Here is a 20,552-nt window from a genome sequence, read left to right as displayed (position 1 = left end):
CATGACACCAGCTGATCAGAATAATAAGAAATTTAATATTAAAAATATGAATTCAGGCGTTGTGCGTACTGGTATTGTTTTATTGTTTCTGGGCTTTTCCGCCGGTTTTGCCGTAGCCCAGAAAGGGGAAATCGAAAGCCAGACCTATGAGATTGTAAAAGAGAAGAGCATTGAATTTGCACCGGCTAACCGGCTGCTCGACAAGGTACAGCCGGCAAAAGGCGACCAGTCAGCAAAGAAGGTTTCCTATGAGCTCATTGATCCTAACATTAATATTGCGTCTCCAAAGCTTACCCCGACCGTTGGAGTATCCTCCGACGAGAAAGAGAGGCAGCAGGCACCTGCCACGCTTAATAATTACATCAAACTGGGAGCCGGTAATTATGGAAGGTTTTTGGGGGAGGCTTTTGTAGGAGCAAGAACATCCGATGATCTCGCCTTCTCGGCGCAGCTCAAGCATCTATCGGCTGCTAACGGCCCCGTGGATGGTAAAAATTCTGCTAATTCGTCCACAGGTTTTAAAGTAGATGGCAAGTACATCAGGAGTAAGTACAAAGTGGATGCTGCCCTGGACTTTGATCACAAGGGCTACTATTTTTATGGATACAAGCCCCAGCCAGAGGGAGTAACAGTAGACCGCGACAGCCTCCGGCAAAAGATTAACCGTTTTGGCGTAGACCTGGGCTTTGAAAATACGGATGCCTCCGTACTCGTGGATTACGCCGTAAAAACCAGTCTGCATACGTTGCGTGATAATTACAGTGCTTCGGAACTGGACTGGGGGACCAAATTAAACGCTTCCGTACCGATCAATGATTCTTTTTATGCACTGCTTGACGTGGATGCTTTTGTTTCGCAGCGCGTTGATCATTTTACCTATAACAGGAACCTGTTCAGGGTGCGGCCTACCTTCAAATATGTTACCGATCTGTTCTCTCTTTCGGCGGGGCTGAACGCCGTGAGTGATACGGATAGTAAACTAAACATCAATAAAACCAGGGCGTTTCCGGTCATTAATGTTGACGTAACCCCAATCAGCGGAATTCATGTTTTTGCAGGTTATAACGGTGATATCGTGCGCAACACGTTAAAGAGCATGTTAAACGAAAATCAATGGCTGGGTCGTAACGTTCTGATAGTCAATACTGAGAAAACCTATGACATTAACGCCGGTGTTAAAGGAGAAACCGAGCAGGGTATTAATTTTGAAGGTAAGATTTCGCTTGCCCAGTACCGGAATTTTTACAACTTTAATAATTCACTGGCTGATACCTCCCGTTTCTCGGTGATTTATGATCCTGGAAAAACAAAAGTACTTACCATTTCGGTACAGGGCGGATATAACCTGAACGATTTGTTCAAAACTTCGTTGAAGGTAAATTACTTTGATTATTCGCTTGCATCGCTGGAAGAAGCCTGGCATCGGCCGGACCTTACGTTAAACTGGTTTAACGCGCTAACGATCAGTAAAAAGTTATTTATTACCTCCGATTTTTACCTGTTGAAAAGAATAAAAGCGAAAAATTTTCAGAGCGGAATCACTACAAAATTGCCTGTTATCGCAGATCTGAATTTCAAGATAGACTATCTGTTAACCAAGAACTTTTCGGCCTTTGTCGCCATCAATAATGTGCTGGGTAAGCAGTATCAGCGGTATCAGTATTACCCTCAGCAAGGTTTAAACTTTATTGGCGGATTGTCTTTTTCTTTTTAACTTCGTAGCAGCAACTCAAAAAATCTTGCATGATACCTGTTGAAAGTGTAATCCAAAGGTTGGTTAATGAATTCGAATTTGTGGTCATTCCAGGATTTGGAGCACTGCTGTCAAGGCAGGTGGCTGCCTATTATGATAAGACCACCGGCAGATTTTCTCCACCATCTAAGCGGTTGGCTTTCAATGAGTTTATTAAGCTGGATGATGGCTTGCTGGCCAATTATATTTCGCGCCACGAAAAGATAAGCCACAGTGATGCGCTAACCTACATCAGGCTATATACCGAAGGTCTGAAAGCAGGCCTCCATAATCATGGGACTGCGGATATTATTGGGATTGGGTCATTTGTATTCAATGAAGAAGGAAAGCTTGTTTTTGAACCTACTTCGGTAAAGTACTTTAAGGACGACTGGTTCGGATTTCATGAGATAGAAGCTAAAATGGCCGAAAGGCCTGTTGATGGTAAACAAACGGTTTATCAGAAAGCACTGGAAATAGAGTATGTCGCCGAGGAGGTTGATGAAGTAAAAAAACAAAGCTGGCTGACATGGGCCGCTGCGGCAATGGTGGCTGGTGTACTATGTTATTTTAGCTTTTTTCTGGTTACCTCAAATCAGGGATTGAACAAAAGCAACCTGAATCCGTTCACCTATTTTTTCAGTAAAAAGGAGGTGAAGGTTAAAAATAGTGTTGAAGAAGTACCTGTTGCAGAAGAGAAGATTGCAGAGCCACTCATCGAAGAAACCACCACAGCAGCATGGGATTCGGTAGTTACTGATTCTGTCGCAACAGAGCAGGTTAAAGAGATCGTGGCTGAGGCTCCTGTATCAGCGCTTAGTGAGGAAACTGCTGTTGATGCTAAATACTACCTTATCGCTGGTGCTTTCAAGGGGGACAGACAGGCAGGTATCTTGCTCGAAGAGATGAAGAAAAAAGGATACAACCAGGCGATCCTGATTCCCGGCGATGAATTCAGCAAGAAGGTTAAGGTAGCAGTTCAGGGTTTTGAAACGGAGGCCGATGCCCACGCAGCCGCGGCCCAGCTGAAAGAGGTGATCGGCGAAAAGGGATGGGTTTACCACAAAAGATAGTTTGAAAAAGGGTATGAAAGGGCTGGTAAGGCCCTTTTTTGCTTTTATACTAAAATAGAATAGTTTTACGTTCCACTCACAAAATAACCTTTCATTACTTTCAATATGGTTGTATTGCAAGCAGAAGACCGTCAGAGGATCGCACTTTCCTGGGCTTTGTCCGTTGGAATCACTGCCGCCGTGCTGACGCTTTTTTTCTTCATTCGGTTAAATAGCTCATTGCCTAAGGTAGAGCCGCTGGAATTGTTTGTAGAGGTCAATTATGGAACCAGCAAAGTGGGAAAAGGAGATGTTCAGACATACAACAAACCCAATAATTCCAAGATAGCCGAAAATATGAAGGCTGACGCAGACGAAGTGAAAAAGGTGAAGTCTGTATCAACCCCCAAGCCAACTCCTCCCACACCGCCTAAAATTGAGTCGGAAAAGCCAACCAAAGTGGTTGCAGAGAAGCCAGTCATAACATCCAAGGCAGAGAGCCCGGTTGAAGCACCTGAAAAGACAGATGTAAAAAAAGCGAATGGGAGTGCCAATTCTTCAACGCCAGTGGCAAAGCCTGCACCTGAAAAGACTGTTAACAAAGACGCCTTGTTTACCAAATCATCAGGCAGTAAAAGTGGCAGTAACGGTACAAACGGCACCAAAGCAGGAATTGGTGGTAACAACAATGGAGATGATGCTGAAGGAGTTGGTGATAAAGGCTCGAAAAGTGGAAGCCTGTTCGCCAAAACCTACAAGGGCGAAGGTGGCGGTGGCGGCACAGCCGTTGGTTTGAGCTTGTCAGGTTGGGGGATGTCCCGCCAACCGGTGGTAGACGACAGGTCGGATGTTACCGGCGATATCACTTTCAAGATAACCGTTGACCGTAATGGCCGCATAAAAAGTATTATTACTCAAAATACAACGGTTACCGATTACGCCGTAGTGAATAAGTATAAAAGTGCGGTTAGGGACCTTACATTCATCCCTAAATCTTCTAATGTACCCGATGAGTCTACCGGTACCATCACTTTCAAAATTCGATCACGTTAATTCATGGATTATCAGGAAGCAATCGATTACCTGTTTAGCCGATTGCCGGTATTTCAAAATATAGGGGCCCGTGCCTATAAGCCGGGCCTTGAAACTACACGGGAGATTTGCGGCATACTGGGCAATCCCCAAAACAATTATCCAACCATCCATGTGGGGGGGACTAACGGGAAGGGCAGTACGTCGCACATGCTCGCAGCCATTCTTCAGACAGCCGGTTACAAGGTAGGATTATACACATCTCCTCATCTTAAGTCTTTCACAGAGCGTATCCGTGTCAACGGAATTCCGATCAACGAGTCTTATGTAGCCACTTTTGTTACTGTAAATAAATCTTACATCGATAACCTGTCACCATCTTTCTTTGAGCTGACGGTCGCCATGGCTTTTTCCTATTTTTCAGACCAGCAAGTTGACGTAGCTATCATCGAAGTGGGAATGGGAGGCAGGCTGGATTCTACCAATATTATCAAGCCGGTAGTGTCCGTTATCACCAATGTAAGTTTTGATCATGTTCAGTTTCTGGGAGATACCTTGCCCAAAATTGCCGCTGAAAAGGCGGGGATAATAAAGGATAATGTACCTGTGGTGATCAGTGAATACCAGAATGAAGAAGTGGCCAGTGTTTTTGAGGCTGCGGCACGGCAGCACGAGGCACCTTTGTACTACGGATCCCAGGTTTACAGGGTGATGGAAACAGAACATTCAGAAGGTTTTATGGCGCTTACCGCAAAGTGCATTGATAAGAAGGAAGTCAGGTTTGATCATTTACGTTTAGACCTTACCGGAAATTACCAGGCCAAGAATATCTGTGGGGTATTAACTGCCGTGGATGTCATCAGAACTGCCGGATTTGAAATCGGGGATGAACACATCAGCAGCGCGCTGCCAAATGTAAGCCGTTTAACGGGTTTAAAAGGCCGCTGGCAGCGAATAGGAGAGTCTCCTTTGGTTTATTGCGATACGGCGCACAATTATGCTGGTCTGGGCGCTACCATCCCCCAGTTTGAAAGTATTGAAGCAACCGCCCACCGGTATGTTCTGGGGTTTGTAGCAGATAAGGATATTTCCGGAATTCTGGACCTTTTTCCTTCGACAGGTGTTTATTACTTTTGCGAACCGGGTAATTTACGCGCATTACCATCAGAAAATTTGCAGCAGGCCGCCTTACGATCCGGTTTGCAGGGCAGGGTTTATAAGGATGTAAATCAGGCGCTGGCAGCGGCAAAAGCGGATAGTATCAGCACTGACTGCATTTATGTTGGAGGGAGCACATTTGTGGTAGCAGAGTTAACAGATTTATAGATTGAGATTTTAATTAATGGCAAGACGAAAATTAATGCATTACGATTATTGTAGTAATGCGACAAATGTAATTGAGGCGGGAAAGCCGCTTTATCACCAGCTGAAGGGAAAATGGAACCAGTTATATTTTGAGAATCATAACCCCATCGTATTAGAGCTTGCCTGCGGAAAGGGTGAGTATACCGTAGGGCTTGCAAGTGTTTTTCCTGATAAGAATTTTATAGGAATGGATATCAAAGGCGACCGCATTGCCAGGGGAAGCCAGGCAGCGCTGGATTCAGGACTATCTAATGTAGCTTTTTTGAGGGCTGGAATTCAGTATTCAGAAGAATTTTTCCAAGCCCGGGAATTGGACGAGATATGGCTCATTCATCCGGATCCCCAGGTCAGGGACAGAGATGAGCCAAAACGGCTGACTAATCCTGATTTTTTGAAAAAATATGCTTCCTATCTTAAACCTGGGGGCGAATTTTGCCTTAAAACGGATAGTTCTTTCCTTTACGAATACAGTCTTGAAATGATCAGTGACAATCCTTCTTTCAGGATTATGGATTATACCGATGACCTATATCAGTCTCCGCTGCTGCAATACCATCATGGCGTCAAAACGCATTATGAAAAGATCTTCGTCAGCAAAGGGTACAGTATCAAATTCATTAAATGCATAAGGCTGTAAAAAAAATGACCCGTGTTAAACGGGTCATTTTTAAGCAACTAATGCTATTTCTATTTGATCAGCTTGGCAAAATAATGTACTGTACGTACCAATTGAGATACGTACGACATTTCATTGTCGTACCAGCTCACTGTTCTTACCAATTGTGTATCGCCCACTTTTTGTACCCGGGTTTGGGTAGCATCAAAAAGGGAACCATAGCTGATACCAATGATATCACTGCTCACTATTTCATCTTCCGTATAGCCGTAGCTTTCGTTGGAAGCGGCTTTCATTGCAGCATTAATCTCTTCAACGGTAGTTTGTTTACCCAGAATAACGGTTAATTCCGTTAATGAACCAGTAAGGGTTGGAACCCGCTGAGCAGATCCGTCCAGTTTGCCTTTCAATGATGGAAGTACCAGTCCAATGGCCTTGGCGGCTCCTGTGCTATTGGGAACAATGTTTTGTGCCGCTGCGCGAGCCCTTCTCAAATCTCCTTTTGGATGTGGAGCATCCTGGGTATTTTGGTCGTTGGTATAAGCGTGGATGGTAGTCATTAAACCGTTCACAATACCAAATTGCTCTTCAAGTACCTGAGCCATAGGCGCAAGGCAGTTGGTGGTACAGGAAGCACCGCTAATGATGGTTTCGGTACCATCCAGGATGTTATGATTTACATTGAAAACAATTGTTTTTAGGTCGCCTGTAGCAGGAGCGGAGATCACTACTTTTTTAGCACCAGCGGTGATATGTGCTTCGGCAGACTCTTTGCTGGTGAAAAATCCGGTGCATTCCAGTACTACATCTACATCGTGTGATCCCCAGGGAATTTGTGCCGGGTCACGCTGAGCATATATTACGATGTCTTCACCGTTAACGATGATTGAATTATCAGTTGATTTTACTTCTGCATCAAAACGTCCTTGTGCAGTGTCATATTTTAGCAGATGGGCAAGTACTTTTGGGCTTGTTAAATCGTTGATAGCAACAATTTCAATACCTTCCATGTTGTAGATTTGGCGGTACACAAGGCGTCCGATGCGTCCAAATCCGTTGATTGCAACTTTTACATTTGACATATTATAATAGGATTTTGTTTCCAAACGCAAAAATACGAAAAAACTGAGGTAAAAGGAAGAATCGGTAGAATAAATAATACTATTGAAATTAGTAAAAATCACAAATTTGCGATTTAGGTTTTACTAATTTCAATAGCGTTTTATTTCTTACCTCCTTTAGCTTACTTGATTGTTTTATACTGATGTTTTGCCGTATATTTAAACTTTCGCTTTCATCTTATTTCTAACTGCTCTGAAAGGAGTTGAGTAATAAACAGTATATTTGTATTTTGAAAATAAATAAGTTGCTGAAAATCAATTAATTATATAGTTTATAATAAATAAGTAGTTTAACATGGAGTTTACCCAACAAATTGAAGAAATCTGGTCAAACAGGGAAAAATTAAAAGAGCCTGCTTCTATCGAATTAATCCGTAGCATTATTGAAGAAGTAGACAAAGGACGAATTCGTGTAGCAGAGCCTAAATCTGATGGTACATGGGCCGTAAACCAAGCTATTAAAAAAGCGATCATTCTTTACTTTCCTATTCAGCAGATGGAGGTAAGTGAGGCCGGTATTTTTGAATATCATGATAAAATGCAACTAAAACGCGGCTATGCCTCACTGGGTGTTCGGGTGGTTCCGCCAGCTGTCGCTCGTTACGGTGCATACATTTCCAAAGGGGTTATCCTAATGCCTTCCTATGTAAATATTGGTGCATATATTGACGAAGGTACTATGGTAGACACATGGGCAACCGTCGGAAGCTGTGCACAGATTGGTAAGAATGTGCACCTAAGCGGTGGGGTCGGCATTGGCGGAGTCCTTGAACCGGTACAGGCTTCTCCGGTAATTATTGAAGATGGAGCCTTTATAGGTTCACGCTGTATCGTGGTGGAAGGTGCTCATATTGGCGCCAGAGCTGTACTTGGAGCCGGTGTTACCATTACCGGAAGCTCTAAAATTATAGACGTAACCGGGGAAACTCCGGTTGAATACAAGGGATATGTACCTGCCGACTCTGTGGTGATCCCAGGTACTTTACCTAAAGAATTTGCGGCAGGAACCTACCACGTACCCTGCGCACTGATCATAGGAAAAAGAAAGCCTAGCACGGATCTGAAAACATCCTTAAATGATGCGCTAAGAGATAACCAGGTAGCGGTCTAGAACTGATTAGTGCAATATACCAAATGCCGGAATAAACTGTCTATCAGTATGTTCCGGCATTTACTTTTGTAAATAAATTAATCTGACTCCAAGTTTACCTATTTAAATAATCGTATTTATTTTTATCAACTTAGTTTATTTAATTAAATATACTTAAATTTGTGCATCAATTTAATTTAATAAACATGGATCTGACTGATAAAATAAAAATGATATTAGCCATCAAGAATCTGTCTCCTTCTATTTTCGCAGATGAAATTGGCGTACAGAGGCCCAGTATATCCCATATATTGGCAGGAAGAAATAAGCCTAGTCTGGATATAGTACAAAAAATAGTCAAACGCTTTCCGGATCTTGGCCTGAATTGGATTTTGGACGACGAAGAATTAATGTTGGAATCTGATGAAATAACAAGTTCTTCATCAGAAAGATACGCCCCTAAATCCCCCCAAAAAAACATGGTTCAGACCGCCCCAGAATTAAACAGGCGATTAGATTCTGAACCAACACCGGTCTATGAAAATCTGAATGCTCTTCCCGGAGCAATAAAAACGGAAAAGAAAGTAGAAAGAATTATGCTTTTTTATTCAGATGGTACTTACCAGGAATTCAAACAATAAACCGGGAAGATGCTTGTTTAACGAACCACCATAATCTCGCCTTTGTAACTGGCTGTTTTTGATCTGATAATGTAGGGATAACTTCCTGGCTGGACTTTCTGCCCGTTGTAGTCGCCGTTCCATGGAACTTCATATCCGTTGGAGTGAAATATCAGCATTCCCCACCGATCATAAATGCTGATGCTCAGTATCTGATCTTTTATATTACTGATCTGAAAAGTATCGTTTTTACCGTCACCGTCCGGGGAAAAGATATTGGGTACATAAAACTGGTCTACCACATTTACGGAGGTGGAAGCGGTTGATGTACAGTTGTTAACCGAAGTCACCGTGACGGTATACACTGTGGGAACCTCCGGGGAAACAACCAGTACCGGAGATTCTGAAAGGATTGCAGAAGGGGACCACTGCAGATGACTAAGATCTGCAAGTGGCTTGATAACCGGCACCAGGGTAACACTTCTGCCGAGCTGAATGGTGACAGCCTCTGGTAAATCAACAGTCAAAACATCTTCCGAGATCCGTACAGAATCCGTTCCCGAACAACCTGTATGACTGTCCTGAATGGTAAGATGATATAACCCGGCAGAGGTAATTGTTGTGCTGGCCGTTCCCCTGGCAAGATCCTCTCCGTTTTTAGTCCAAATGGTATTCTGAAAGCTTTGGATTGCATTGGCGAGCAAAACAATGGAATCGTGCGGGCAAAGTACCGACTTTTCGTAATCAATCTTAGCCGGAACGGGATCACCATAAGTAGCGTAAACAGTAACTGACGATGTATCCCGTGTACATTTGGTTTTAAAACTTTTTACTACCATGTACTGACCGGTATCTTTTACCATCAGTGTTGCACCCGTAGCACCTGGAATATTAAAGCCATTGAGTTGCCATTGATACGACCAATCGGTTCCCGCACTCGTCTTTAATTCGACTAATTTCTGCGGGCAGAACTTAACAGCTGTTGTTAGTTCTCCGTTTACTGTGACTATGGGAGGCTCCGGAGTTTGGCTGTTGCAGTCTATCACAAGTAGCTGAAAATCGCGTCTTACCAGGCCAATCTTTCTTCCATTTCGAAATTCCTCGCACTGCACTGTAAATACATAAAGCCCTAATTGATTGGATCTAACGGAAATTACTCCGGTATTTTCATCAATTGTCAGAGGGGACGGGCCGGGTATCATATTGGACACCGAAATACCTGGCTGCCAGTTCACCAATGGATATCCCGACTTCTCTGTGTCATCGCCTATCGTAAATGACGGATTAGTATGCCCTTTCATCGGGGTCACCAGGCTATATCTCAGCTTGTCCCCGTCGGCATCTTCGGCGGACATATTCATGGAAAAATTTCTTCCGGCACATATATACTCACCATTGGGTGCAAGAAAATCGGGAGACGAATTGATCGTTGACACAGGCGGAAACTCCAGATAAAAAACCATTCCGTTGTCCCCCGGTTCCACAATATTATTAATATCGTCATTCCGGCAGCATCGTTCCCAGGCTATATAGTAGCCGTCTGTATCGTTATACCTTGCGGATGGCAGCGATACGATACCCGTGTATACACCAATTAATGTTTCCATGGAACGATAAGTGGCACAGGCTTTATTCTGGTATTCGATGCTTTTGGTTGATCTGTACCTGGCTACAACCTTGTCCATCAATTTGTTATCTCTCTTACGATATATATATAAATCTACCGTAACATCACGGTTACCAGCAGTGGATGGCGTTGGATTAACCAGATTCTTCCTTTCCCAAAACTGGATCAGCTTGATTTCGAAATTTGCAGAGCCTGTACGATGCATTTGTATTTCCCCGCCAACCATATGATTTGCAGAAGCCTGCACGAGGCAGAAGAGAACAAGAACTATTCCGGATATATATTTGAACATAGTCTCATAAAACCGCTTTAGAACAAGCTGGAACTCATAAAGTTATTGTATTAAATTAAATGATATTCCATTCAGTGTAAAATTTATTATCAGGTAACCAACGTATACTTATAACGTTTGCCGATATCTTTCTTCCGGGGGTTCGGCCGCGTTCAAACTTTTCCGTTACCGTACCCGCTATACCAGACAGTGCAGGACAGTGATACAAACAATTAAATTTAGCATTGTAAAAAACAAAATTATTTTCATTAGAAATATAATATAAACAATATAAACCAGTCGATAATATAATTATTCAATGCTAAAATCAGATTATACTATCTACACCGTCGTCATTCAGCTATTTTTTATTGCGGATCTCATCATAAAAGCTTCTCTCTAACATCGTTCCTGACACCTGTTTCATTCCATTAATACCAGTTCAATTTTAAACCTAACTAACCGCCTATGATAAAATTCAGCCTGAACCGTTCCTGACCCCGGCCTTTATTCCCAACGGAAGAAAAAGGCTTGCCACGGAGTATGAGTACTTCTGGTAACTATTCACCCAGTTGTTTGAATTTCTTTCAACTAAATAACAAAATCATATGTATAAATTTCGACTTTCCAAATCTGTCGGTCGGGGGATATTCAGGAGCGCGTTCCTGTATCCTTTGCTGGCAGGAATTTTATTAGCTCCTTTTGCTGGCGCAGCCAGTGCGACTGTACTACCCGCAGGTACCCTAGCGGCCGAACAGCCTATTAAGGGAAAAGTAACCGACGACTCAGGAGCTGGCCTCCCAGGTGTAAGCATTATTCTGAAAGGTACCGGCACAGGAACGGTAACGGATGAGTCCGGTGGTTATAGCCTCAGTGTGCCTGAGTCGGGCAACCGTGTGCTCGTATTTTCCTTCGTAGGTTATCTACCTAAAGAAGTGACGTTAGGAAATCAAACAACGTTAGATGTTACGTTAGCCGTTGACAACAAGGCGCTTGAAGAAGTGGTGGTTGTAGGATATGGTACCCAGCGCAAGCGTGATATTACGTCTGCTGTGTCGGTAATCAGCATGGAAGATATTGGTGAGGTTCCCAAATCCAACGTTACCCGTATGTTACAGGGCCAGGCTCCTGGAGTGATCATCAAGCAAAAGAGCGGTACGCCAGGGCAATCATTTGATATTAAAGTACGGGGTATCAGTTCGCTTGGAGCAGGCAGTGATCCATTGTATGTAATAGACGGTTTTCCGGTAGGGACGTCGGTGGGGCAAAATTTGAATCCCAATGACATTGAAACCATATCTGTTCTTAAAGACGCCGCTTCCACTGCCATCTATGGTGCCAGAGGATCAAACGGTGTGGTACTGATCACCACAAAATCCGCCAAGGAAGGTAAGACAAGCCTCAATGTTTCCATTGATTATGGCTTTCAAAATGTTCCGGAATCGAGAAAAACAAAGGTATTGAACGGAAAAGATTTCGCTCAGTTTAAAAGAGAGGTGTTTATCGGGCGGTATGTCCTTAAGAATTCCAAACAACCTACGGAGGAAGAGATACCCATTGATTTCCGCGATCCGTCGGCTACCAAATACTCCACCAACTGGTTTGACCTGATCCTTCACAACAATGCCCCTTACAAGGATATCAATGTGACCTTGTCATCCGGCAAGGGCCCAATCAAATCGGTTGTGTCAGTAGGTTATTACAAAGAAGACGGTGCGCTGAAATATACCGGTTACGACCGTGCTTCTGTCCGGACCAACCTTTCAGGGGACGTAAACAAGGTTATCTCCATGGGTATGAATGTGGTGGGAAGTTATTCCAGGTCGAGCCTGGCCAGTACGGACGGACGTAATGCCCAGGTAGGGCTCACGCTCATCAGTGATCCCCGGTATCCGGCTTATGACGCAAACGGAGACCTGATTCCCTACTACAATGGAGTGGGAGATATATTCGGCTTTCCCAACCCGTTGTTCATGTTAAAAAATATCAAGAGAAACCGGAACATAGCTGATGTCCTGGCAAACGGGTATATCGAACTTAACATCGCCAAAGGCCTTAAATTCAGATCTTCTGTTAACGCCAAGATTAACTATAATACCTACAAAGAGTACATTCCATCGACCATCGGACTTCCGGTTCAGACGGGTACCAACGGTGCGCCTCCGCGAATTGCAACCGAAAGGGACGATTCGGAAGAGTTAAAAAACTATGCTGCTGATCAGGTACTTACCTATATGCCAAATTTGGGAGAAAGCCATCACTTTGACGCAATGCTGGGATATAGCGCACAACAGGAAACCGTGAAAGGGTTGTACGGAAGTGGTAATACCTTCCCCGACGACCTTGCTCCCTTTCTGGGAAATGCCACCATACGTTCTTCCAATTCCATGGAAAGAAGGTGGACCATGCTGGCTTACATTGCCAGGGTTAACTATTCCTTTAAAGATAAGTACCTCTTCTCGGCATCCATGCGCCGCGAAGGAAGCTCAAGATTCAGTGAGGGGCATAAATTTGGAAATTTCCCGGCGGCCTCTGTCGGATGGCGCCTTTCAGAAGAAGCCTTTATCCCGAAAGCTCAATGGCTGACCGACCTGAAACTACGAGGAAGCTGGGGGATGACTGGTAACAACACCTACAACGTTACAGCCAACAACAACTTTGGTGTGGGACAAAATGCCGGTGACGACGGCAACTATGCCAGCCTTGCATTCCTGGGTTTGAACAATTATGTATTCAACAATACACTGGCGTCCGGTAAAACGGTTACCCGTTTTGCCAATTCGGAACTTACCTGGGAAAAATCTAACCAGCTGGACATAGGCCTTGATCTTGCAACATTCAACAACCAATTGGTTTTCACAGTTGAATACTACAAGAAAATTACAGATGACATGCTGCTCGGCTACAACATACCCGCGGTTTCCGGTTTTACCTCCACTTTGAAAAACTTAGGAAAAGTTCAGAATAAAGGGGTGGAACTAGCTGTAAGCTACAGGCTTAAATTGGGTCAGGTTAATTTAAGAACCAATGCCAACATTACCTTCAACCGTAACAAAATATTGGCGATCAAAGGACAAAATGACTTTATCCTGCAAGGGAGCCAATACGGCGGTTATAACATCCAAAAAGTGGGACGCCCGATCGGGATGATCTTCGGATACAGGAAACTGGGCATTTTCAACACAAAAGAAGAGATCCAGGCCGCCCCATTCCAGGATGGTGCCATACCGGGCTCTATGAAATTTGCTGATTTGCACGGCGCGCCGGACGGCGGGCCTGATGGCATCGTTTCATACGACACGAAGGATATGACCGAAATTGGAAATCCTAATCCTAAGTTCAACTGGGGATGGACCGTGGGTGCCGATTACAAAAGGTTTGACGTGAGTGTCCTGCTGATGGGGGCTTATAAATTTGATGTATACCGGAATATCGAGGCATCAACCATGAATATGGACGGTGTTTTCAACGTGTTGGAAAAGGCAAAAGACCGGTGGATGTCGCCAAGCAACCCTGGCCCGAACCCCAATGACAAGCACTCGCAGGGCGGAACCGATAACTTCAAATGGTCTCGTGAAAGTAGTGAACGTTATGTTTATGATGGAACACACATGTGGATCAAAAACGTAACCATAGGTTATACACTCCCCAAAATCAACGGAATTTTGTCCGATGCCCGGATCTTTGTAAATGCAGCTAACCTGTTGCTGGTTACCAAATACCCGGGAAACAACCCTGATGCAGGTGTACGCGGCGGAACTGAGCTGAACAACGACGATGAGTCGTACCCTGTGCCAAGAACGTTTTCTGCAGGTCTTAAAGTAAATTTCTAACCATGATGAACATGAAAAATATAACCGCAATAGGAATCATCGCCCTTACTTTGTTACATACATCGTGCAGCGAAGATTTCCTTAACGAGACGGACCCTACCAAGGTAGGTGTTGACGTTTTCTATAAAAACGAAGCTCAGGCCAAACAAGCCCTGAACGGAGTATACGGACAGGTTCAGACGCTTAACAACACTGCCTACCTGTTTGGTGAGTTTCAGACCGACAATACGACCATTGATTTGAACCCGTCGGACCGTGGTGGAGCGGGAGGATGGGAAGCATTCGACTTTTCGACTATCAACTCGGGAAACGGTGAAATTGCCAACCTGTGGAACGGCTATTATTCAGCGCTTTACAACAACAACCTTACCCTTGAAAAACTGGCTGTTGCTGAAATAGCGGACGCTTCCAAAAAAGAGATCGAAGGCCAACTGAAATTTCTCAGAGGTTACATGTACTTCAATCTGGTCCAATATTTCGGGGACGTGGTAATTGTTACCTCAACGCTTTCTACACCTGATCCGGCCTTTGATTTGGTAAGGTCGCCGCAGGCAGAAGTATGGGCACAGGTGGAGAAAGATCTGAAAGAAGCCGCGGCCCTGCTGCCTGCAAAATATGCAGCTGCCGGTGACAAAGGACGTGCTACCAAAGGTGCTGCGTTAAGCCTGCTCGGTAAAACGTATCTCATCCAGAAAAAATATGCCGAAGCGATTACCACGCTCAAGGAAGTAACTGCACTCGGATATGCTCTTAATGCCAACTATGCCGACAATTTTGATCCTTCCCCGGCCAAAAAGAATGGTATCGAATCCATCTTTGAGATTCAGTATCAGGGAGACAACGACCTCGGTGAGCAAAGCAGCTTCCAGTATGTATTTGCGCCAAGGGTATCCAAAGGAGCAGTAACAGGATATGCGGCTGGTACAAACGGGGGAAGGAATGTACCAACCAATGACATTATTGCTGCTTACGAAAAAGGGGATCTTAGAAAAGATATCTCTTTAAAGACCAGCTTTATACTGGATGGAAAAGAATATCCGGTTCCCTACGTATCCAAGTACAACTATCCGCACACTATTGTACAGCGGACCAATACCAACTGGCCCGTACTGAGATATGCGGACGTGCTGCTCATGTTGTCAGAAGCTATGAATGAGCAGACTGGCCCCACAGCCGAAGCACTAGGGTACCTCAACCAGATCCGTAAACGTGCCGGCCTTCCCGATGCAGCCCCCGCTGGCAAGGATGATTTCAGAACTGCGGTACTTAAAGAGAGAAGGTTGGAACTTGCCTTTGAAAACCACAGATGGTTTGACCTTAAACGAACCAAAACACCTGCCCAATGGGCTGCCTTCATGAATGCACATGGTGCAATGGAAAAGGCCAAACCAACAGTGGACCGTGGGAATGTACCTTTTAATTCAAATGATTACATATTCAGTGATTTTGAATATGTACTGCCTTTACCGGCACCTCAGATTTTGATCAATGCCAAGCTGGTACAAAATCCGGGTTATTAAAATTGCCATTACAGAAGGAGGATTCGCGCTTGCTGCGAATTCTCCTTTTATTTATCTTAAAATTATACAATATTTCGTTATATAAACAATACTACACACACCACATGATATAAATAAGAAGCCGTTATTTATCCATTCACGATCCTGGCGAAACAGACACAACAGGACAGTAGATTCTCACAATCCGTTTATACTTGTATTAATTATTTTATACTCATTGATCAAAATATTGTATTTTAATTCATCATTCTGTATTTATCCTGAACCACTAATTTCTCTTTACCAGTGTTACTAGAAACGATTGAAACCTTTTGGCTATGGCAGTTTTTCGGCAGGCTGCACCCGCTGATGGTGCACTTCCCCGTTGGCTTGCTTTGTGTGGCTTTATTACTGGAGCTTATTGACTGGAAACATAACTCAGACAAGCTCAGGGCCGGGATTAATTTATTATTATGGATTGGAGCCGGTAGTGCCGTAGTGGCTGTGGCATTCGGATGGCTGCTGGCAGGTGAGGGAGAATACGGCGGCGACAGCCTGGAAATTCACCGTTGGGCAGGAATTGCTACCATGGTATTATCCTGTATGACCGTCTTCGCATTGACCCGGGGGAAAATTGCGCTTTACCGCTCTCTGCTGATTCTTACGGTTGTGGGAGTATCTCTTGCAGGGCATTATGGTGCCATGCTTACCCATGGCGACGACTATATTTCCAGTGTGTTGCCGTTTTCAAAAGAAGAACCACTTGCAGATGGAGTTGATCAACCCGATTTCAAATTCGTAAACGACGGCAAAGCGCTTACTCCTCAGCAGATCCAGGATCTCAACGTGGAAGTAAGAACGATCCTGGCGCATAACTGTTACAGCTGCCATTCTGAATCCAAGATAAAAGGAGAACTTCGCCTGGACAGTAAGGATATGATCATGAAGGGTGGCGAGCACGGCGTGGTGGTGGTGCCCCAGCATCCTGATAAAAGTGAACTGATCAGGAGGATATCACTTCCCAAAGGAGATAAGGACGCAATGCCGACCAAAGGCAAACGGCTGACCGAAAAGGAAATTAATGTTTTGACTTACTGGATTGAAAAAGGCGCTCCCTGGCCTGATGGCAAGGAAAAGAGCATATACCGTGTGGCAGCACTTGAACCGCGCACCCCGGCACTGCCTGCGCCGAGCGGAGATATCGTAAAACCGATAGACAGACTGGTAAACGCCTATTTCCAAAAAAACAAGATTGAATGGAAACCTGTTGTTGACGATCGGATTTACATCAGGCGGGTATACCTTGACATTGTCGGACTGCTTCCCACACCTGAAAAAATAGATGCTTTCCTGGCAGATAACCGCCCCGACAAGAGAGAAATCCTTGCGCAGGAACTGCTCAATAAAAATAATGATTACGCCCAGCACTGGATGTCGTTCTGGAACGACGCCCTGCGAAACGACTATTCCGGCACAGGATATATCACCGGAGGCCGCTTTGATATTACCAAATGGCTTTATTCCTCCCTGCAGAGCAACAAGCCTTACAACGAATTTGTAAAACAACTGATCAGTCCTACCAAAGAATCCGAAGGATTCATAAAAGGCATCAAATGGAGGGGGACGATCAACTCCAGCCAGCGTACCGAAATGCAGGCGGCGCAGAATGTTTCGCAGGTTTTTCTTGGCCTTAACCTTAAATGCGCCTCCTGCCACGATAGCTTTATCAGCGACTGGAAACTGGCAGACTCCTATGCCTTTGCTAATATTTTTGCGGATACGCTGCTCGAAATTAACCGCTGCGACAAACCTACCGGGAAAATTGCAGGTACACGAATTCTCTTCCCCGAACTTGGCGAAATCAGTGTAGATGCCAGTACTGAAAAACGTCTCCGGCAACTTGCCGATCTTTTGGTACAGCCCAAAGATGGACGCCTGTACCGGACGTTGGTGAACCGGATTTGGGCGCAGCTGCTGGGCCGCGGGATCATCGAACCAGTGGATATGATGGACAACGTACCATGGAGCGAAGATCTGCTCGACTGGATGGCTTCGGACTTTGCTACCAACGGTTATGATATTAAAAAACTGATCTTTGCCATCGTTACCTCCAAAACCTATCAGCTGCCGTCAACTTCGGTCAAGGAAGCAGGGGATATCATGGCCAATGATTACAAATTTACAGGTATGGTGCGCAGGCGCCTGACAGCCGAACAATTTACCGATGCCATCAGCATGGCCTTTAACCCGATGTACGCCGACTCCGCCATTGTTGCGAAGTTGCTACCCGAAGATATAAAAAGCCAGCTTCCTTTTGCAAGAGCCGGTTTCGTAAAAAATGACCCCTTCCTGACCTCACTGGGAAGGCCCAACCGGGAGACAGTAAGTACCAACAGAACTTCGCAAGCCAACCTGCTGCAAGCCCTGGAACTTACCAATGGAAACAAATTCACGCAAACCCTTAAGCAGGGCGCAAAACAATGGAAAGCAAGGTATCCAACCTCCGACTCCCTGGTTACAGAACTTTACCGGAAAGCATTCGGCAGATATCCGCAGCCCAAGGAGCTGGCAACAGCAAAGAAAATACTGGGGCCGAAACCGAGCGAAGAAGGTATTGAAGATCTGGTGTGGGCCATGGCACTGGTACCAGAGTTTCAGTTAATTTATTAGTGAAAGAAACCTTTCAGCGTACCGTTGGGTTTCCCCTGATTGGCAGCAAATTACTGGTTTCAAAAACGCTAATCCCGACTGTAAAACAATACTTATCGATACAATTGAAATATATAAAAAGTATAATAGAAATTTATAAGTTCTAAAAATTGAGTATTAATTAATACATTTATTTAATACGAAAAGTATATCACCTCAGTTAATTGATTATCAAATATTTATAAGAAAGTAAATGAACTCAAACTGGAATAGAAGAGAATTTTTGCAGCGGGCCAGCGCAGCTACCATGGCAGCCCTGGCAGCCGGTGCTCCGCTGTCCGGCATACTTTCGAGCTGTAAAGGAAAAGCCGGTGCCAATTCCTCCGCCGATACGGTTATACTCCTGTGGATGGCTGGCGGCATGGCGCATACCGAGACTTTTGATCCTAAAAAGTATACGCCCTTCGAAAAAGATATGGAAGGAAACCGTGTACTGAGTACCTTCAAATCTGTACCGACAGTGCTGGATGGTATCCATTTTTCAGACGGGCTGCAGTCTATCGGGAAGGTGATGGACAAAGGTACGTTAATCCGTTCTTACGTCGCTGCCGACATGGGGCATATCTTGCACTCGCGCCACCAGTATCACTGGCATACCTGTTACGAACCACCCCAGACGGTTGCCGCTCCGCACATGGGCTCCTGGATCGCCAAGGAACTCGGTCCAAAAAATCCGGTCATCCCTGCATTTATTGACATCGGCCAAAGGTTCACAGTAGGAGAGGCCGAAGAGCTGAAAGCTTTCCATACAGCAGGTTTTCTGGGAAATGAATTTGGGCCATTTTTCATTCCGGATCCAAGCCAGGGTCTGGAAAGTGTGAGGCCACCCGTGGGAATGGATGCCAAACGTTTTGAAAGACGTAACCAACTTTATAACGAACTGATTAACAACAGTCCGGTAGGGGAGTTTGGCTCTGACTATCAGAGAGAATCCCTGAAAAGATCCATGGAACAGGCTTATGCGTTGCTAAATTCTCCGGAGTCCAAAGCATTTGACCTGCATACGGAGCCAAAGGAAAGTTATGATATCTATAACACCGGCAGGTTTGGTTTAGGCTGTCTGCTGGCACGAAGGCTCACGGAGCAGGGAGCGAGGTTTATCAGCGTCACTACCGAATATGAACCTTTCAAAGGGTGGGATACCCACGAGAACGGACACACCCGCCTGGAGGAAATGAAAAGACAGATTGACGGGCCTATTGCGCAATTGATTAAGGATCTTGACAAAACGGGCCACCTGGACCGTACCCTTATCGTGCTGGCAAGTGAGTTCAGCCGGGATATGATGGTAGAAGGTAAGCCCGACATTAAAGTACAGGAACAGGTACCTCAGCCAGACATCCTTTCGGAACCGAAATTCTATGGTATGCACCGCCATTTTACCGACGGAGGTTCTATGCTCATGTTTGGCGGGGGTATTAAAAAGGGTTTTGTATATGGGAAAACAGCGGATGAAAGGCCTTGTAAAACCATCGAAAACCCTATAAAAATTGCCCAGGTGCACCAGACTATTTACCATGCCCTGGGTATTCCGCCCGAGACTCAGTACGAAGTGGAAAAACGCCCCTTCTACACCACGCCGGACGGAAAAGGGCAGGTGGTGAAGGAATTACTGACTGAAAAAATTGCCTGAAATGAAAAGCCGCTCAGCCTTACGGAGCGGCTCTTTTCTTTTATTACTGTTTATTAGCAGTAAGTCTAACAGCTATTCTAAAACAATCTGCTCAGGCTTGGTCGGCGAGGAACCATCCCAAATCCCGCCTAACCCTATACCACAGGATGGGCGGCTTAAACTTAAATCATAAACTTGCAGCTTATCAGAATAATTTGAAGTATTTATTTTATTATTTTGGGATTAATTATTCACTAAACCATTTAACCACGAAGCCTTTATCAAAATCTGATCCCAGAACTGAACGATCCGGTAAATCCCGAACATTGGCATTGGGTCCGGAAACTAAACGATTAAAAGTTATAGTATTTAA

At 44.7% G+C, this 20,552-nt stretch carries 13 protein-coding genes; 11 read left to right on the top strand and 2 right to left on the bottom strand.

What is annotated here, in order from left to right:
- Window position 1: 1 nt before the first annotated feature.
- The 5 genes from KOE27_RS08725 to trmB all read left to right on the top strand — a co-directional run bounded on the left by KOE27_RS08725 (window position 2) and on the right by trmB (window position 5,818).
- The gene (locus tag KOE27_RS08725) at window positions 2-1,714 is read left to right on the top strand and encodes a TonB-dependent receptor (protein ID WP_229252711.1); all 1,713 of its coding nucleotides are present in this window, start codon (window positions 2-4) and stop codon (window positions 1,712-1,714) included.
- Between the two features lie 29 nt (window positions 1,715-1,743).
- Window positions 1,744-2,805, top strand: a complete 1,062-nt coding sequence (locus KOE27_RS08720; protein WP_215238509.1) for an HU domain-containing protein — start codon at window positions 1,744-1,746, stop codon at window positions 2,803-2,805.
- Window positions 2,806-2,910: 105 nt separating this feature from the next.
- A complete protein-coding gene (locus KOE27_RS08715; RefSeq protein ID WP_215238508.1) occupies window positions 2,911-3,837 on the top strand; it encodes a hypothetical protein in 927 nt (308 codons plus the stop codon).
- A 3-nt stretch (window positions 3,838-3,840) separates the two neighbouring features.
- Window positions 3,841-5,142, top strand: a complete 1,302-nt coding sequence (locus tag KOE27_RS08710) for a bifunctional folylpolyglutamate synthase/dihydrofolate synthase (RefSeq protein WP_215238507.1) — start codon at window positions 3,841-3,843, stop codon at window positions 5,140-5,142.
- A 16-nt stretch (window positions 5,143-5,158) separates the two neighbouring features.
- Window positions 5,159-5,818 (top strand): tRNA (guanosine(46)-N7)-methyltransferase TrmB, encoded by a 660-nt coding sequence (gene trmB, locus KOE27_RS08705; RefSeq protein WP_215238506.1) that lies wholly within the window; start codon window positions 5,159-5,161, stop codon window positions 5,816-5,818.
- A 50-nt stretch (window positions 5,819-5,868) separates the two neighbouring features.
- On the opposite strand, the gene gap is transcribed toward trmB, so the two are convergent.
- The gene (gap, locus tag KOE27_RS08700) at window positions 5,869-6,879 is read right to left on the bottom strand and encodes a type I glyceraldehyde-3-phosphate dehydrogenase (RefSeq protein WP_215238505.1); all 1,011 of its coding nucleotides are present in this window, start codon (window positions 6,877-6,879) and stop codon (window positions 5,869-5,871) included.
- 334 nt (window positions 6,880-7,213) lie between these two features.
- Between gap and KOE27_RS08695 the strand changes: the two genes are divergently transcribed.
- Window positions 7,214-8,029, top strand: a complete 816-nt coding sequence (locus KOE27_RS08695) for a 2,3,4,5-tetrahydropyridine-2,6-dicarboxylate N-succinyltransferase (RefSeq protein ID WP_215238504.1) — start codon at window positions 7,214-7,216, stop codon at window positions 8,027-8,029.
- A gap of 185 nt (window positions 8,030-8,214) precedes the next feature.
- Complete coding sequence (locus KOE27_RS08690) at window positions 8,215-8,649, top strand: helix-turn-helix transcriptional regulator (protein WP_215238503.1); 435 nt, start codon at window positions 8,215-8,217, stop codon at window positions 8,647-8,649.
- Window positions 8,650-8,666: 17 nt separating this feature from the next.
- Here KOE27_RS08690 and KOE27_RS08685 read toward each other — a convergent pair whose 3' ends face one another.
- On the bottom strand, window positions 8,667-10,547 hold the full coding sequence (locus KOE27_RS08685; RefSeq protein WP_215238502.1) for a gliding motility-associated C-terminal domain-containing protein: 1,881 nt from the start codon (window positions 10,545-10,547) through the stop codon (window positions 8,667-8,669).
- Between the two features lie 587 nt (window positions 10,548-11,134).
- On the opposite strand from KOE27_RS08685, the gene KOE27_RS08680 reads away from it, so the two are divergent.
- The 4 genes from KOE27_RS08680 to KOE27_RS08665 all read left to right on the top strand — a co-directional run bounded on the left by KOE27_RS08680 (window position 11,135) and on the right by KOE27_RS08665 (window position 20,200).
- Window positions 11,135-14,359, top strand: coding sequence for a SusC/RagA family TonB-linked outer membrane protein (locus tag KOE27_RS08680; RefSeq protein ID WP_215238501.1), 3,225 nt, complete (start codon window positions 11,135-11,137; stop codon window positions 14,357-14,359).
- 11 nt (window positions 14,360-14,370) lie between these two features.
- Window positions 14,371-15,879, top strand: a complete 1,509-nt coding sequence (locus tag KOE27_RS08675) for a RagB/SusD family nutrient uptake outer membrane protein (RefSeq protein WP_215238500.1) — start codon at window positions 14,371-14,373, stop codon at window positions 15,877-15,879.
- Between the two features lie 348 nt (window positions 15,880-16,227).
- Window positions 16,228-18,528: a PSD1 and planctomycete cytochrome C domain-containing protein gene (locus KOE27_RS08670; protein ID WP_229252964.1), complete on the top strand. Its 2,301-nt coding sequence runs from the start codon at window positions 16,228-16,230 to the stop codon at window positions 18,526-18,528.
- Window positions 18,529-18,760: 232 nt separating this feature from the next.
- Window positions 18,761-20,200: a DUF1501 domain-containing protein gene (locus tag KOE27_RS08665; RefSeq protein WP_215238499.1), complete on the top strand. Its 1,440-nt coding sequence runs from the start codon at window positions 18,761-18,763 to the stop codon at window positions 20,198-20,200.
- The last annotated feature ends 352 nt before the right edge of the window (window positions 20,201-20,552 follow it).

The organism is Dyadobacter sp. CECT 9275 (assembly GCF_907164905.1).
Lineage (GTDB): Bacteria > Bacteroidota > Bacteroidia > Cytophagales > Spirosomataceae > Dyadobacter > Dyadobacter helix.
This window is presented reverse-complemented; position numbering and strand designations above follow the sequence as displayed.